The organism is Streptomyces sp. NPDC043896, from assembly GCF_056435605.1.
The window spans coordinates 180,877-196,617 of the sequence record NZ_JBWKEE010000003.1 but is presented as its reverse complement, the minus strand read 5'-3'; the positions used below and the strand labels follow the sequence as shown (position 1 = coordinate 196,617).

At 77.5% G+C, this 15,741-nt stretch carries 11 protein-coding genes; 5 read left to right on the top strand and 6 right to left on the bottom strand.

Features of this window, described 5'->3' with window-relative positions; translation table 11 throughout:
• Positions 1-5: 5 nt before the first annotated feature.
• The 4 genes from AC069X_RS05620 to AC069X_RS05605 form a co-directional block, all read right to left on the bottom strand.
• The gene (locus AC069X_RS05620) at positions 6-1,931 is read right to left on the bottom strand and encodes a TOMM precursor leader peptide-binding protein (protein WP_478725426.1); all 1,926 of its coding nucleotides are present in this window, start codon (positions 1,929-1,931) and stop codon (positions 6-8) included.
• Positions 1,928-3,691 carry a hypothetical protein gene (locus AC069X_RS05615; RefSeq protein ID WP_478725424.1) on the bottom strand — a complete coding sequence of 588 codons (1,764 nt, stop codon included), beginning with the start codon at positions 3,689-3,691 and terminating at the stop codon, positions 1,928-1,930. Before AC069X_RS05615 ends, AC069X_RS05620 begins: the two co-directional genes overlap by 4 nt.
• A complete protein-coding gene (locus AC069X_RS05610) occupies positions 3,688-6,435 on the bottom strand; it encodes a lantibiotic dehydratase (RefSeq protein ID WP_478725422.1) in 2,748 nt (915 codons plus the stop codon). Before AC069X_RS05610 ends, AC069X_RS05615 begins: the two co-directional genes overlap by 4 nt.
• A 101-nt stretch (positions 6,436-6,536) precedes the next feature.
• A complete protein-coding gene (locus tag AC069X_RS05605; protein ID WP_007268133.1) occupies positions 6,537-6,734 on the bottom strand; it encodes a thiopeptide-type bacteriocin in 198 nt (65 codons plus the stop codon).
• Between the two features lie 545 nt (positions 6,735-7,279).
• Here AC069X_RS05605 and AC069X_RS05600 point away from each other — a divergent pair.
• Both AC069X_RS05600 and helR read left to right on the top strand, forming a co-directional pair.
• Complete coding sequence (locus tag AC069X_RS05600; RefSeq protein ID WP_478725768.1) at positions 7,280-8,533, top strand: glycosyltransferase; 1,254 nt, start codon at positions 7,280-7,282, stop codon at positions 8,531-8,533.
• A gap of 265 nt (positions 8,534-8,798) precedes the next feature.
• Positions 8,799-10,982, top strand: coding sequence for an RNA polymerase recycling motor ATPase HelR (gene helR / locus AC069X_RS05595; RefSeq protein WP_478725419.1), 2,184 nt, complete (start codon positions 8,799-8,801; stop codon positions 10,980-10,982).
• A 110-nt stretch (positions 10,983-11,092) separates the two neighbouring features.
• Here helR and AC069X_RS05590 read toward each other — a convergent pair whose 3' ends face one another.
• Entirely contained in the window at positions 11,093-11,680 is a 588-nt protein-coding gene (locus AC069X_RS05590; protein ID WP_478725417.1) for a TetR family transcriptional regulator, read from the bottom strand.
• 137 nt (positions 11,681-11,817) lie between these two features.
• On the opposite strand from AC069X_RS05590, the gene AC069X_RS05585 reads away from it, so the two are divergent.
• Positions 11,818-12,663 carry a class I SAM-dependent methyltransferase gene (locus AC069X_RS05585; protein WP_478725766.1) on the top strand — a complete coding sequence of 282 codons (846 nt, stop codon included), beginning with the start codon at positions 11,818-11,820 and terminating at the stop codon, positions 12,661-12,663.
• Positions 12,664-12,756: 93 nt separating this feature from the next.
• Here AC069X_RS05585 and AC069X_RS05580 read toward each other — a convergent pair whose 3' ends face one another.
• On the bottom strand, positions 12,757-14,019 hold the full coding sequence (locus AC069X_RS05580; protein ID WP_478725415.1) for an SUKH-4 family immunity protein: 1,263 nt from the start codon (positions 14,017-14,019) through the stop codon (positions 12,757-12,759).
• 222 nt (positions 14,020-14,241) lie between these two features.
• Between AC069X_RS05580 and AC069X_RS05575 the strand changes: the two genes are divergently transcribed.
• The gene (locus AC069X_RS05575; RefSeq protein WP_478725413.1) at positions 14,242-14,721 is read left to right on the top strand and encodes a hypothetical protein; all 480 of its coding nucleotides are present in this window, start codon (positions 14,242-14,244) and stop codon (positions 14,719-14,721) included.
• Positions 14,718-15,734: a hypothetical protein gene (locus tag AC069X_RS05570; protein ID WP_478725411.1), complete on the top strand. Its 1,017-nt coding sequence runs from the start codon at positions 14,718-14,720 to the stop codon at positions 15,732-15,734. Before AC069X_RS05575 ends, AC069X_RS05570 begins: the two co-directional genes overlap by 4 nt.
• Positions 15,735-15,741: the final 7 nt, after the last annotated feature.

Below are 15,741 nucleotides of genomic sequence, written 5' to 3'. Positions count from 1 at the left end.
GCTCCTCACGGGAAGGGGTGCGGATGCAGGGGCAGCGCGTCGTGGCGCAGCGGCCCGGCGGCGCGGCCCAGCCGGTGCGGGACCTCCAGCAGCCGGGGCAGCCCCCGGGTACGCCGGTTGACGTGCCCGAAGGTCATCGGCAGGGCGCCCGGGACCACCGCCTTGGCCGTGTGCAGGCCGAGGCGCCCGCGCACGCCCGCCTCGTCCTGGCCGACGACGATCACCTCCAGCCCGGCGCCCGCCAGCCGCCGCACCGTCGAGTCCAGGAGCCCCGCCAGGTCCGCGACCGGCCCGGGCGCACCCGGCCAGGCCTCCCGCCACGGCGTCGGCCGGTCGTCGCCCTCGCACAGGAAGTCCAGCCGCGGCCGGGCCTCGGGCAGCCCGTACAGCGCGGTGTGGTCGGCGAGGGTGACCACCAGCTCGGGCCGCTCCAGCATCGGCCGCAGCCGGCCCGGATCGCAGGTCCCGGGCTCCGCCCGCAGCCGCGCCGGGGCGTTGAAGACGTTCACCACCACCTCCACCACGGCCGAGCGGATCGCGACGCGCGGATCGTGGTGCGCCCCGGCCGCCACGAACACCTGCGGCGCGGCCGAACGGGGATCGGTGTGCCGGGCGACCGCGACGACCGCCGGGACGCCGAAGTCGTTCGTGGCGTCCAGCAGCGCCAGTCCGTAGCCCGCGAGCTCCGCCCGGTCGGCGAGGTGCAGCACCTCCGGGTCCTCGTCCGGCAGCGCGATCCGGCGCAGCGGGGTCCTCGCGTACCAGGCCATCAGGAACGCGTCCCGCTCGGCGACCTCGAACAGCCCGTACAGGGCGGCCTCCTCCGGACTGTTGCCGAGACCGCAGCCGCTGGAGCACTCGTAGACCACGCGCGGCCGGCCCGGGCTCGGGTCCCAGTACGCGACGTGCTCGGGCACGGCGACCGGGCGCGCCCGGGTGAGCGACCAGCCGTGCACCCAGTCCAGCTCCAGGTCCGGGGCGTACGGGACCGTCGGCGACGCGGGATGGCCGTGGTGGGCCGGGTCGGGCAGCCCCAGCCGCTCCGGGTCCACGGCCCGCTCCGGCCCCAACTCGGCGTAGGGCGCCCGCAGTACGGTCCGCTTCCCGTGCGGGCTCATCCCGGTGAGCCGCTCGACGCCCTCGAAGAGCGCCACCCGCTCGCTGCTGTCGTAGTCCCCGGACCGGCCGTGGCCGCTGTCGGGGAGCTCCCGTCCGAGGGTGACGTAGGCGCTGGTCAGGCTGTGCACCGAGTCCTCGGTGCGCACCACCCGGTGGACCGGCCCGAACCGCTCGTCGTACAGCTCCGCCCGCAGACCGGCCCGGTCCGTACGGTCGTTGGCGCCGCGCAGCACCCCCGGATCCGGCAGCGGCCGCCCGGCCGGGCGGAGCCGGGCCGACGCGGCGTCGTCGTCGGGCAGCGGCAGGCACACCTCGCAGCCCCCGACCGGCCGGAACACGTGGCCGCTCCAGCCGGCCCGGCCGCCGTGCACGACCCGCACCGCCGCCCCGGCATCCGGCTCCGGAGCGGGCTCCGCCAGCAGCTCGGCGGCCAGCGCCGCGACGGCGTCCGCGAGGGCCGGGGAGGGGCGGCCGCCCAGCCGCAGCCCGGGACTGTGCCAGGGGACGCGGCCGCCGATCGTGGCGAGCCGGCGGTACTCCGTACAGGAGAGGCAGCCCACCGCACCGGGCCGCAGCACCGGGCCGATCACCGTGAGCGCGCCGTCGCCGCGCACCGGGACCAGGGTCACCGGGTGGCGCAGCGCGTGCCGGGACAGGGCGGCGGCGGTCTCCAGGGACCAGTCGTCCAGGACGACCACGGCCCGGCCCGCCGTGGTGGCGAGCGCGCCCGGCGCGTCGAGGACGGTCAGCCCGAGCGCGGCCAGGGCCGCCCCGAGCGGGGTGCCGGTGACGGCCGGCGGGGACGGGTTCACAGGGATCCTCCCAGGACGGCGAACCCGCATCCGCGCAGCGCGGCGACGACGGTGCGCGCCCCGGGTCCGGTGGGTTCCCACGGGTGGGCGCTCAGCCCGGTCAGCTCCCGCAGGACGGTGTGCAGGCCGGCCTCGCGCCCGGCGACGGCCGCCCACCAGCCGGCGGCCCAGCGCTCGTCCTCCCAGGGCGCCAGGACCGCTCCGGCGGTGGCCAGCGGGCACGACTCCCCGCCCGGTGACGTGAGGTGACGGACCGCCGGATCATGCCGGGTGGCCTGTACGCGGACCACCGCGGCCAGCACCGCGAACGCGGCCGCGTCCCCGGCGGTGGCCTCCACCGCCTGCCCGAGCAGCCGCCCCGGCGCACCGCCCCCGCGTACGGCTGCCCGGTGGGCGGTGCCCTCCGCGTCCAGCGGGGTCACGCTCAGCTCCGCCCGGATCCCCAGCCGGCGCGTCAGCACGCCCCACCAGTGGCGGGCCTGCGGATGCCCCTGCCCGTACGGGTCCCAGGGCGCGGCCCCCGCGTCCGGCAGCCGCAGCGCGGCACGCCGCAGCGCCCGCCCCAGCGCGTGCCCGGGCCCAGCCCCGACCACCACGTCCCGGCCGCCGCACCGCAGTTCGGCGGCCCGGCACACGGCGTCGAGGCGGGCGAGGTCGGCCCGGGCGGCACCGGCCGTCAGGAGCCCGCCGTCCGGCGCGGTGCAGCCCGCCAGCGCCACCGGAAGCTGCGGCAGCGCCCCGGTCAGCGGTGCCTCGACGACCCCGAGCCGCTCGTCGCCCAGCGCGGCCGCACCGGCCAGCGCCTCGGCGAGCGTGCCGGGCGGCAGGGCGGCCGGCTCCGGGCCGCCCCGCGGCCAGGGGTGGTAGGCCGACCGCAGCGGGTGCTCCCCGGCGACCAGCACCGAGGGGAACCTCGGCGGCCGGGGCCGCGGGCCGTCGGTGTCCTCGGAGGCCGGGTCGGGCAGTCCCGCCACCGCGCACAGCAGCCGCTGCGCGGCCGCACCCGCCACCAGGGCGGTCAGCGCCGGGCGGGGGACGGCCGGGGAGCCGGGCCCCGTGCCGGGCCCTGTGCCGAGCCCGAGCCGTTCGGCCAGCGCGGCCGTGTCCGCCTCCGCGCCGGCGGGATCGCCGACCGGGGTGACGAACGCCCCGCCGGGGCCGGCCAGCGCGCCCACCGCCCACCGCGTGCCGTCGGCGGCGGCCGCGCCGAGCAGCACCCGGCCCGGGGCCAGGGCCGCGGGCGCGGCCGGGGCCGCCGTGATCCCGGCGCGCGCCAGGGCCCGTACGGCGGCCCGGGCCAGGGGCCCGCCGGGATCGGCGGCCCGTACGTCGACCCGGGCGCCGGCCAGGGCGGCGCCCGCCTCGGCGGGGTGGTCGGCGACGGCGAGCAGCCAGTCGGCCGCCGGGCTTCCCGCGGGCGGTGCCAGGTCCTCGACCAGCATCCCGTGCGCGTGGAGCTGCCCGATCAGGGTGCACAGCGCGGCACGCAGCGGCGTACCGGCCCCGGCGCGGGCGGCGAGTTCCGCCGCGCCGCCCGTCCGCAGGGCCTCCTCCAGCATCCGCCACAGCGCCGGCAGCGCGGGGCTGCCCTCCAGGGTGACGCTGCTGCTCCAGCCCCGCAGGTGGAGACCCCCGTCGAGGGGGCTCGCGGTGACCCCGGGCCGCAGCCGCCAGTGCCGCAGGGCCTCAAGGCCGTCGGGCTCCGGGGCCGCGCCGGCGGTGGCGGGCGCGGCGGCCGCGCGGGGCGGCGCGGCGGTCACGACACGCCCCCGGCGCGCCCGGCGGCACCGGAGTCCGCCGCGTTCCCGGCGTTCCCCGCGTTCTCGGCGTTCTCCGCGTTCTCCGCGGTTCCCGCACGGTAGGTCTCCACGACGACCTCGACGGCGCGGGCGGCAACCTCCCGCCCGCCGGGCGCGGGCAGGGCCTCCTCCAGGACCAGCCCGTCGGGATGGCGGGCGAGCCACCGGTCGAGGCAGCGCAGGTGCAGGGCGTTGCCGAGGTCGACGAACTGCGGCTTGGGCAGCGCCTGCCGGTAGGAGGACTCCGCCGCCGCGGCCTCCGCGGCCGTCACCAGCGGCGGGTGCAGGAACAGCTGGTCGGGCACGCCCAGCAGGGCCCGCCAGCGGGCGGCCGCGGCGAACGGGACCTCGCCGTCGGCCCCGTCGGCGGCCAGCGCGGCCCGCAGGGCTTCGACGGTGCCGGCCGCGAGCTTCCAGCGGCGCCGCCGCAGCACGATGTGCCGGTGGCGCAGCCGGGGCGTGCGCACCAGGGGCCCGCCGGGGACCTCGGTGACGGTCCGGGGCACCAGCGAGGCGAAGGAGACGACCCCCTCGGGGTGATCGTGGACCAGCGGGGCGTTGCGGGTGGGGAGCAGACCGCTCACCAGGAGTCCGGGGTAGAAGACGTCCAGCAGCTCGCCGGTGTCCCGCAGGCGCAGGCGCACCTGGTCGGTGTCCTCGTCGTGGACCAGTTCCACGTCGGAGTCGCGCAGCGGCGGCCGGCCGTCGGCACCGTCCGCACCCCGCGGGCCGTACTCCTCGGAGACGATCTCCTCCGGCATGAACCGGGGCTGGAGGTTGGCGTTGAAGCCCTGGACGGGCCGGAACTGCACCGTCCGCGCGCCGGGTCCGGCCCCGAGCGCGACCTCCCGGGTGACCGCCGCGACCGCCTCCGGGCCGAGCAGGCCGAAGAAGCGGCTGCCGGTCCGGCCCCAGCCGCCGTAGAGGTGGTTCAGGGCGAGCAGCCCGCGCCGGGCGTCCCGCTGGAGGAAGTGCGCGTACGACAGCGGCCGCGCCGCCGCCCAGCAGGGCAGCCGGGCCGCGTAGGCCCCGACCAGCTCGGCGGGCAGCACCACGTCCGCGTCCGGATCCTCCCGCAGCGCGGCCCGCTCGCGCAGTTCCGCCTCGAACGAGGCCCGCAGGCCCACGAGTTCGGCCGCCCGGGTCGGCAGGGAGCCGAGCCCTTCCGCCGGGGTGAGGAGCGCGTCCCGTACGGTGTCCTCCCAGGCCGCGACCGTCGAGGGCCCGAAGTCCCAGACGGGGTGGCAGACACCGCCCGGGCCGTGGCGCGCGACGAAGCGGTCGCGCAGGGCCCGGCGCACCAGGTGCCCGAGGTCGTACAGCTCGGCCAGGGCGGCGACCTCGCGCAGCGCCTCGTGGTCCTCGGCGGTGAACAGCCCGCCGGTGTCCACCGGATGCCGGGCCGTCACGTCCTCCGTCAGCACGGGCGGCATCGGGTCCTCCGGCGGCAGCGCCCGTCCCGCCGAGGCCAGCAGGGCCGTCCACCGCTCGCGCAGCAGCGCGAGCAGCACGGTGCGCTCGCGGGGGCCGGCGGCTGCGAACTTCCCCGTCGCATCGGCGATCTCGTCGATCCGCGCCGCCAGGCCGCCGTCACCGGACCCGCCGCCGTCGCGCAGCCAGGCGGCCAGCCGCCCCAGCGGATCGGCCTCCTGGGGTCCGACGGGCGGTACGGGGACCAGCAGTCCGGCGTCCACCAGCTGCTCCACGTACGCCTCGGCCGCCGGGCGGTCCTGCGGAGCGGCCAGCTCCGCCGCCAGCCGCGCCGGCGTCAGCGGAGTGCGGCACAGCCCGGCCACCCGCTCCAGGGGCGCGGTCGCCGCGACCTCGACCTCGTCCTGGCCGGGGACGACGAAGCGGCCGACGGTGGAGAGGCCGCGGTTCCGGGCGAAGGTGGCGCGCCCCGCGGCCGTGCGGGCCGCACTCGCCATCCGGTGCGGGAGGCGGGCCCGCCGGACGGGGTCGCGGAGCAGCGCCTCGCACAGGGCGGCCACCAGGCTCCGGCTGGTACGCACCGGGTTGCCGAGCGGGCCCGTAAGGTCGCCCGCCCCCCAGTCGGAGCCCGCCGCCTCCCGCGCGCCGGGCCCCGCCGGAAGCGGTCCCCAGCCGACAGCGGTGTACCAGGACACGGGACTGCTGCGGGTGGCGGCGCGCACGGCGTGCCGCAGTACCCCGGGCTCCTCCTTGCGGGCGCGCTGACCGGCCGCCCCCGCGCCGGCCCGCTCGACGGCGGCCAGCAGTTCGGCGCTGGTCGCCGAGGCGGCGAGGGCGAGGGCCGGTTCGCGGCACTGGGCGGCCAGGGCCCGGCGCTCCGCCGCCAGCGCGGCCGCGGCCGAGCCGCGCAGCCGCTCCCGCAGGGCGGCGGCCCGGCCGCGCAGCTCCAGCCACTCCCGCAGCGGAGGAACCCGCCCGGGCAGATCACCGAGCGCGTCGAGGAGCGCGGGCCGGGGTTCCCGCCCGTTGTGCAGGGCGCGGCGCAGCGGCAGCACCACGTCCCGGTGGAAGGTGTCGGGATGGCCGCCCCGGCTCGCGTACAGGGCGTCGGTCAGAGCGGGAACGAGCCGGCCCAGCGCGCCCTCCAGCAGCGTCAGTTCCCCGAGCGCGTCGCGGAAGGCCGCCGCCTGCGGCGACTGCGCGGGGTGGGTGAGCGTCGTCGCGCGCACCAGGGCGTACGAGGAGGTGCGCACGGCGGGGGAGGGGCGATTCATGGCGTCCCGGGTCCTTCCGGCTCGGCCTGGTCGGGGGTGGGAAGCCGACGGCCCGTCCCGGGCCCGGACCCGGGCACCGGAACGGGCGTCGGCGGGGTCGCTCAGATGACGCCGGGAACCGTCTGCGGTTGCTGGGTCACGCACTGGCAGGCGGTGGCGGTGGGAATGCCGCAGGTGGAGGTGGACGAGCCGGCCGCGAAGGCCGAAACGCCCGCGGTGTCGCGCATAGCCGTGACGGTGATGCCGCCGAGGTCCAGGTCGTGGGCCTCGAAGGACGTCGCCGCGTCGAAATCTGCCATGAGAACTCCCCAGGGTGTGGGACGACATGTGGTGGCTGGATCGTGGTACGGACGAACGTTCGCAACGGTAGCTCCCAGGGCGATCCGGGCGCAGCGGACGCTTTTCGACATTCCGGCGTAACTCCATGTGAAATCAAGGACGTTGACTGAAACCCGGTGCAACGCGTCCGGCTCCGGGCCCCGTCGGGGCGGGCTCCGCCGGAGCTCCGTCGCATCGGGGCCACGACGGCCTGAAACCGCCTCCCGGGAGCGAGTGATCCGCCCCCGGGCAAGGGGTGGCCGGCGGCGGGGTGATGGCGGGATTCCGAGGGCTGCGCACCCTGTCGTGGAGCGGGTTCGTCCACGTGGGACGGCGGAAGCGGCGCTCCGGGTCGCGGCGACGACACGCGACGGGCTGCGGAAACGACGAAGGCAAGGAGGGACACCCACTCCTTGCCACTCTCAACTTATAGCGCACCCGGGGGCTTGTGGCAAGGCCCCGGTCGTGCAGCAGAATCACCGGCCTGAGCCAAGGACATGAAGGTCAGGGGAGTCGGAACGTGCGTGTGGTGTTCTCTGTGTACGGGTCGCGCGGCAGTGTCGAGCCGGTCGCGGCGCTGGCCGTGCGGTTGCGGGAGCTGGGAGCCGAGGTGAGCGTGTGCGCGCCGCCGGACGAGGAGTTTCAGGAGCGGGTGGCCGGCGCCGGGGTGGAGACCGTGCCTGCCGGGCGCCCGGTGCGGCCGCTGGTGACCACGGTGACGCCGGGGTCGGCGGCGGGACTGGCGGAACGCGCCTCCGAGCTGATGGCCGTTCAGTTCGGCACGGTCGCCGCGGCGGCCCGCGGATGCGACGCGCTGGTGGTGACCGGTCCGCTGCCGGTGGCGTCCGCCGCGCGGTCCGTCGCCGACCTGCTCGGCATCCGCTACGTCCACGCGAGCCACCAGCCGGTCAGCCTTCCCTCGCCGCACCGCAGGCCGCCCGTACGGCGGGGGCAGCCGGTCCCGCCGGAGACGGTCGCCAGCCGGACCCTGTGGGACGAGGACGCCCGTATCGCGCACACGATGTTCGGCGGGATGCTCAACTCCCACCGGGCGTCCGCCGGCCTGCCGCCCGTGGACTCCGTACGCGACTACGCCTTCACCGACCGCCCGTGGCTGGCCACGGACCCGGTCCTCTCCCCGTGGGAGCCGGGGGGCCCGGACGTCGTGCGGACCGGGGCGTGGATCCTGCCGGACGAGCGCCCGCTCCCCGCCGCCCTGCTGGAGTTCCTCGACGCCGGTGAGCCGCCGGTGTACGTGGGATTCGGCAGCACGCCGCTGCCCGATCCGGCGGAGGCCGCCCGGGTGGCCGTCGGAGCCGTCCGTGCCCTGGGCCGGCGGGCGGTCGTCTCGCGCGGCTGGGCCGGGCTGGCGTTGCCGGCCGATGCCGGGAACGACTGCTTCCTCGTCGGCGAGGTCAACCAGCAGGCGCTGTTCCGCAGGGTGGCCGCGGTCGTCCACCACGGCAGTGCGGGCACCACCACGACCGCCGCCCTGGCCGGGGCGCCCCAGGTGGTCGTGGCCGGGGGAGGCGACCAGCCGTACTGGGCCGGCCGGGTCCGCGCCCTGGGCATCGGCGTGGAGCACGACGGCCCGTTCGCGGACCCCGGCTCCCTGTCGGCCGCGCTCGGCGCGGCGTTGGCCGCCGGGGTCCGCGAACGGGCCGCCGAGGTGGCCGCCACCGTCCGCACCGACGGCACGACGGTGGCGGCCCGGCTGCTGATCGACGGGCCCGGCGGCGGGCGGCCGCCGGTCACCGCGTCCGCTTCCCGCCCCGTGTGAACCGAGCGGGCCCGCCCGCCGGCCCGCCGCCCGCGGGCACGGCGGCGCCCGCAAGACCGCAGGACCCACCGGATCCGCACGACGGCAAGACGGCACGACCGCAAGACGGAGAGACCCGCACGACGGCAAGACCGCAAGGCCCATGGGATCCGCGATACCGCGGGATCCCCGAGGCCCCACGGATCCGCGAGCCCGCGAGATCCGCAAGACCCGTAGGACACCGCACCACACAGGTCGCCCGCGACCTCAGATCGGAGCCGCATTCGTGCACCCGCTGACCACCAGCGTTTTCGACCTCCCCGACCGCCTCTCCGCCAAGGCCGACCCCCTGCTCGTCGCCGGCGACGAGGCGTACTTCGCGGCGCTCGCGCGGAGCCTGGAGCAGACGATCGCCGAGGTCACCGAACGGCTCGACGCCGCGCGCAGGGCCCCCGGCGGCATCGGACGCGGTGCCATGGACCGGGACGCGGAGGTCCACCGGCTGACCGCGCGGCTGCGGCAGCTGCGCCGCTTCGGCCTGGACCTGTGCCTCGGCCGGATCGTCGCCGCCGACGACCCCGAACCCCTGTACATCGGCCGGTTCGGCCTCACCGACAGCTCGGGCCGGCGGCTGCTGGTCGACTGGCGCTCCCCGGCCGCCGAGCCGTTCTTCGCCGCCACGCACGCCGACCCCATGGGCCTGGCGAGCCGCCGCCGTTACCGCTGGAACGGCGGGCGGATCGGGGACTACTGGGACGAGGTGTTCACCGCCGACGGGCTCGAAGGGCACGCCGCGCTCGACGACCAGTCGGCCTTCATCGCCGGCCTCGGCGCCACCCGCTCCGCCCGCATGCGGGACGTCCTCGGAACCATCCAGGCCGACCAGGACGCCATCATCCGGGCGGGCGCACGGGGCGCCCTCGTCGTCGACGGCGGACCGGGCACGGGCAAGACCGTGGTCGCCCTGCACCGCACCGCCCACCTGCTCTACTCCGACCCCCGCCTCGGCCACCGGCGCGGCGGAGTCCTGTTCGTCGGCCCGCACCGCCCCTACCTCTCCTACGTCTCGGACGTCCTCCCCAGCCTCGGCGAGGACGGCGTGCAGACCTGCCTCGTCCAGGACCTCGTCGAGGAGGGAGCCGGGGCGGTCCCCGAGACCGACCCGGAGGTGGCCCGTCTGAAGTCGTCCGCCGAGCTGGTGAAGGCGATCGAGGCGGCCGTCCGCCTCTATGAGGAGCCGCCCGCCCGGGGGATGACGGTCACCACCCACTGGTCCGACGTCCGGCTGACCGCCGACGACTGGGCCGCCGCGTTCGACGCGGTCGAACCGGGTACGCCGCACAACGAGGCGCGCGAGCAGATCTGGGAGGAGCTGGTCGCGATCCTGCGGGACAAGCACGACGCGGAGGGCGGCGGCGAGGACGACGAGGACGGCGTGCCGTCCGAGCTGTTCCGCAGGTCGCTGCGGCAGAACCGGGAACTGGTCACGGCCCTCGACCGCGCCTGGCCGATGCTGGAGCCGGCCGAGATCGTCGGCGACCTGTGGTCGGTACCGGCCTACCTGCGCGCCTGTGCCCCCTGGCTCGACCGTGACGAAGTGCGGACGCTCCAGCGCGCCGACGCCCAGCGCTGGACCTTGTCCGACCTGCCCTTCCTGGACGCGGCCCGGCAGCGGCTCGGCGACTCGCAGGCGTCCGTGCGCAAGCGCCGGCAGGAGGCCTCCCTCGCCGCCGAACGGGAGCGCATGGCCGGCGTCATCGACAGCGTCCTCGCGGCCGACGCCGACGGCGAGGGCGCGGTGACGATGCTGGCCGGCCGGGACCTCCGGGACAGCCTGGTCGACGAGACCGTGCTGCCCGCCGTCGACCGGGACCTGCTCGCCGGGCCGTTCGCGCACATCGTCGTGGACGAGGCCCAGGAACTGACCGACGCCGAATGGCAGATGCTGCTCCGGCGCTGCCCGTCCCGCAGCTTCACCATCGTCGGGGACCGGGCCCAGGCGGCGCACGGGTTCACGGAGAGCTGGCAGGAGCGGCTGGAGCGGATCGGGCTCGACCGGATCACCATGGCCTCTCTCAGCGTGAACTACCGGACCCCGCAGGAGGTCATGGAGGAGGCCGAGCCGGTCATCCGGGCCGCCCTGCCGGACGCCAACGTGCCGGTCTCCATCCGCCGCAGCGGCATCCCCGTCGTCCACGGGTCCGCCGCGGAACGGGACGCGGTCCTCGACGCCTGGCTCGCGGCGCACCCGGAGGGGGTCGCCTGTGTCATCGGCGATCCCGCGTTCCGCGCGACGTCCCGCGTCCGGTCGCTGACCCCGGGGCTGGCGAAGGGGCTGGAGTTCGACCTGGTCGTTCTCGTCGACCCGCAGGAGTTCGGCACCGGGGTCGCGGGCGCGGTCGCCCGCTACGTGGCGATGACCCGGGCGACCCGGCAGCTCGTCGTCCTCACGGGAGCCTCCGAGGGGTAGGAACGGCCCGGGCTCCGGGCTCCGGGCGCCCCGGCCGAAGGGCGGCCGGCGCCCCGGCGATCGGCGGGGCGCCGGGGCAGGCCCGGGGGAGCGGCGGGGTCCGGCCCCGGTCAGGCCGGGCCGGTCAACGCCTCCGCCAGCCGGGCCACTCGGGCCCGGGACGAGGCCTCCGAACCGGGCGGGCCGGTCATCAGCAGGTGGTGGAGCGTCCCCACCAGCGCCAGCGCGGCCGACTCCACGTCCACGGAGGCCGCCACCCGCCCGAGGGCCTGCTCCGCCCGGAGGTAGCCGCCGACCGACCGCTCGAGGGCGTCGAACCCCGGAGCGCCCGCCGCCCACGCCTCCCGGACCCGCCGCGCGGCCTCCGGCCGGGTCACGGCCAGGCCCACGAGCCCGGGGTCCAGGGACAGCACGGCCGAGGCCACGTCCGCGAGCCGGTCCGCGACCTCGCCCGAACCCGCCCTGGACGGGAGGTCTTCCGACAGGGCCGCGGCGGCCGCGAAGCGGAAGAGGACGAGCTCGGCGACGAACGCGTCCAGACCGGCGAAGTGGGTGTGCAGCACTCCCTTGGCGCAGCCGGCCTCCTCGGTGACGGCCCTGCTGGTCAGGGCGGCGGCCCCGTCCCGGGCCAGGACGCGGTCCGCGGCCTCGAAGAGCCTCTCCCGCAGGCCTTCGATGGCCACTCCTCGCGGTGACATCAACATCCTCCCGGTGTAAGGGGATTGCCAGTATGGGCACTTGCCCATACTGTTTGGGCATGCGCCCATTCTAAGGGTGTCCCGCTCTCCGGAGGTCATCGCGCATGCACTCGTCCCACACCGCCCACACCGCCCCCATCGCCGACACCGCCAACACCGCCCAGGCACAGGCGTGGAACGGCTACGAGGGCGCCCACTGGGCCGCCCACCACGACCGCTGGAACGCCGTCAACGCGGGATTCGACGAGCCCCTGCTCGCCGCCGCGGCGATCCGGCCCGACGACCGGGTCCTGGACATCGGCTGCGGGGCCGGCGCCACCACCCGGCTCGCGGCCCGGGCGGCCCACCGCGGTCACGCCCTCGGCCTCGACCTCTCGGGCCCCATGCTGGAACAGGCCCGTACGGCCGCCGCGCGGGAGGGACTCGCCAACGTCGCCTTCACCCACGGGGACGCCCAGGTCCACCCCCTGCCCGCAGCGGCCCGCGACGTCGCGATCAGCCGGTTCGGCGTCATGTTCTTCTCCGACCCCGCCGCCGCGTTCGCCAACATCGCCTCCGCCCTGCGGCCCGGCGGCCGCGTGGCCTTCCTCTGCGCGGCCGAGCCCGAGGGCAACGACTGGCTGACGGCGCTCACCGCCCTCGACGACGTCCTGCCGTCCGGCGGCTTCGGAGTCCCCGGCGGGCCGGGCATGTTCTCGCTCTCCGACCCCGCCACCGCGACCGGCTTCCTGCGTGAGGCGGGGCTGCGCGACGTCCGCGCCGCACACGTCCGGGCACACGGGACCTGGGGCCGCACCGCCGCGGAGGCCGCCGGCTTCCTCCTCGACTCCGGGCCCGGCCGCCACCTGCTCGGCGCGGTCGGCCCCGCCCGGCAGGCCCTCGCCCGGGAGCGCCTCACATCGGCCTTCCGCGCGTACGAGGAGGACGGCGCGGTCCGGCTGGGCAGCACGGGCTGGCTCCTCACCGCGACCCGCGCGGCCTGACCCGTACGGCCGGGTCCGTACGGGCTTGGTGCGTACGGCAGGGTCCGCGCGGCCCGGCCCCGGCCCCCGGCCGCCCGGTGCGGGCGGCCGGCCTCAGTGGCCCCAGGCGCCGAGCTCGACGACGGCCGCGAACAGGTGCTCCCAGACGTCCCCGGCGGGTGCCGACCCGTCCAGCACGAGGGGATCCAGGGCGGCCACTTCGCGCACGAAGTCCCGCTTGCCGTTCTCGCCCGGGTACGGGCTCCAGCACGCGCCCATGAAGCGGTACACGGCCTCCAGCAGCCGGACGAAGGTCTCCACGTCCCGGGCGAACGGGAACGGCTCCCCGCCGTTGCGGGACATCGACACCGCGCCCGTCTCCGGGTGGACGAACACCACGCCCTCGTCCTTGTAGCGCAGGTCGAAGGCGCCGAGCCGCAGCAGGCCGTTCTCCTCGGGCCGCACCTCGTGCGCCCCCTCCGCGGTCCACGCCAGGGAGAAGGAGGCCACTCCCGCCGCCCACCAGCGCGGCAGTCCGGCGGCGGCGATCACCTCCCGGGTGGGGGAGTGGAGCAGCGCCGCGGGCTGCCGCTCCCGGGGCAGGACCACGACCCCGTCCGCCCCGAAGGCCTCCGCCAGCCGGGCGGTGCCGAGCGGCGTCCCGCCGGAGGCCGGCCCGGCGAACCAGGGCCCGCCCGTCCCCCGGGACACGGCGTCCGGCCCGCCGGCCTCCCCGGCCGCCCCGCCCGGGTTCCGTTCGAGCACGACGATCCCGCGCTCCTCGGCGAACGCGAACCGGCCCCCGCCGAGCGGCACGGGCTCCTCCCAGGTCTCGGGCCGGTACCGCTGCGGCGGTCCGCCCCCGTCCTCCTCCGTGCCGAAGAGCGGGTGCCCCTCCTCGACGGCGGCCGCGTACGGCCGCTCGGCGAACTCCCCGTCCCCGGGCGCCGGGACCCGCTCCCCGGTGGCCGGATCCAGCCACCGCTCACCCGCCCACAACGCCTCCAGCTTCAACAGCACCCGTCCGTCAGGACCTTCGTGGACCTCGACGTGCGCGCCCCCGCTCAGGTTGGGCTGGGCCCGGTAGTCCCCGACGGGCCGCCACCACGCCCACAGGGTCCGCCACGGCATGTCCGGCACGGCCCCGGCGACCAGCCGGGCGTACGCCTCGTGGCCGAGCACCTTCGCGCCGAAGTGCAGCCACGACGCGAACTCCGCGCGCGTCACCGCGGCCCCGTCGAGCACCGCGACGGCCTGCCCGAAGGCCTCCCGTCCCACACCGCCGCCCGTGGCGGGCAGTTCCCGGAGGGCGGCGGGATCGGCCGCCAGCAGCGCGGCGGGGGAGGAGAACAGCGCGTCAAGATCGTCAAGGTCCATGCGGTCATGCTCGCACCCGCCGCCGACAGCCCGCGGCGCGTACGGACGACCTCCTGACGGACGTCCGTGCGAACGTCTCGCCGCCCCGCGGCCGTTCCGAGGAGCCCGTCCGCCCGGGATCGCCGCCAGTGGGGTCAACGGCCGGACACACCTCCTCCCACCCCTGCATCATGTGGCGCACATCGGGCCGTGAGCCGTCGTGGAGTGGGGGAAGGAACGCGCATGAGGACCGTCCGTGGGGAGCAGGCCGGCGACGTGATGGTGTGGGTCCGGCGGGGCGGGTTCCCCGGGGAGCCCCGGGAGGGCGACGTGGACACCGCCCGGAGACTGCTCGCCGCCGCGCCCGACGGGGTGCGGGCCGTGGTCGTCGCCCTCGGGGCGGAGGCGTTCCGGTGGGTGGACGCCCACGGGGACGAAGACGTACTCCTGGAGGACGGATCCGGGGACGGATCCGGGGACGGATCCGGGGACGGATCCGGCGACGGCACCGGGCACCGCACGGGGGGCGACGCGGCGGGCGGGTTCGCGCTCGGCACCGGTGACGGGGCGAGCCTCCCCGGCCTGCCCGTGTCCTGGTCGCTCCTGGAGTTCCGCTGCCCGCACGGCGACGCGACCGTGCTCGTCGCGCGCCACCCGGGCGTCCCGCCGTCCTGCCCGGCGCACCGGGTGCCGCTGGGACTGCACGAGGCCGCCGGGCGGTGAGCGCCCCGGCCCCGCTCGCCACGGGCGTGACCCAGCTGGCGGCCTCACGGTTCACGCTGGTCGGCTACCTGCCCACGTACGCCGCCGTGCTCTGGCTCGCGGCCCTCTGCGCCGCCCGCGCTCCCGGCGGCGCGATCGAGGCCTCCCGGGCCCTGGCCCGCGTGCAGGGGCTCTCCGGCGTCGTACTGGCCGGGCTCGCGCTGGGCGCGCTGCTCCTCGCCGTCCTCCTGCACCCGCTCCAGACCCCGCTCGTCCAGCTGCTGGAGGGGTACTGGCCGCGCCCGGCCCGCGCCGCCGCCCGGTGCGGGGTCCGGCTCCAGGAACGGGCGCGGGACCGCCTGTCCCGGGCCGCGGAGGTCGCCACCGCCCGGCCGGGCGGGGCCGAGCGGCAGCGGGCGCTGGCCGCCGCCTGGCAGCTGGCGCGGTGCTTCCCGCCCGCACCGGTGCCCCTGCTGCCGACGGCGCTCGGCAACACGCTGCGCGCCGGAGAGGCGACGGCCGGCGCCGCCTACGGCGCCGACGCGGTGGTGTGGTGGCCCCGGCTCTACCCGCTCCTCGGCGAACAGGTCCGGGCCGTCGTCGACGACCGGCGCGACCAGCTCGACCTGGCGTGCCGCCTGAGCGTCACGGCGGCGGCCACCGGGCTGCTGAGCGTCCCCCTCGTCCTCGGCGGCGGTGGCTGGTGGCCGCTGCTCCCGGCGGCCTTCCTCCTGCCCGCCCGGATCGCCTACCGCGGAGCCGTGGTGGCGGCGCGCGGCTACGCGGAGGCCCTGTCGGCGGCCTTCGACCTGCACCGCTTCGACCTCCTGACCGCCCTGCACCTGCCGCTGCCCGACGACGCCGACGCCGAACGGGCGCTGGGGCGGCGGCTGTCGCGGTTCTGGGCGCAGGGCGTGCCGCTCACCGCCCTCCCCTACGACCACGAACGACGCGAGCACGAGCCCGCCCCGCCGGCCCCCGGGACGGCGGGCGCCGCGCCGCCCGCGGCGCCCGGCGAGGACCGCTCACCCTGAAAGGCCC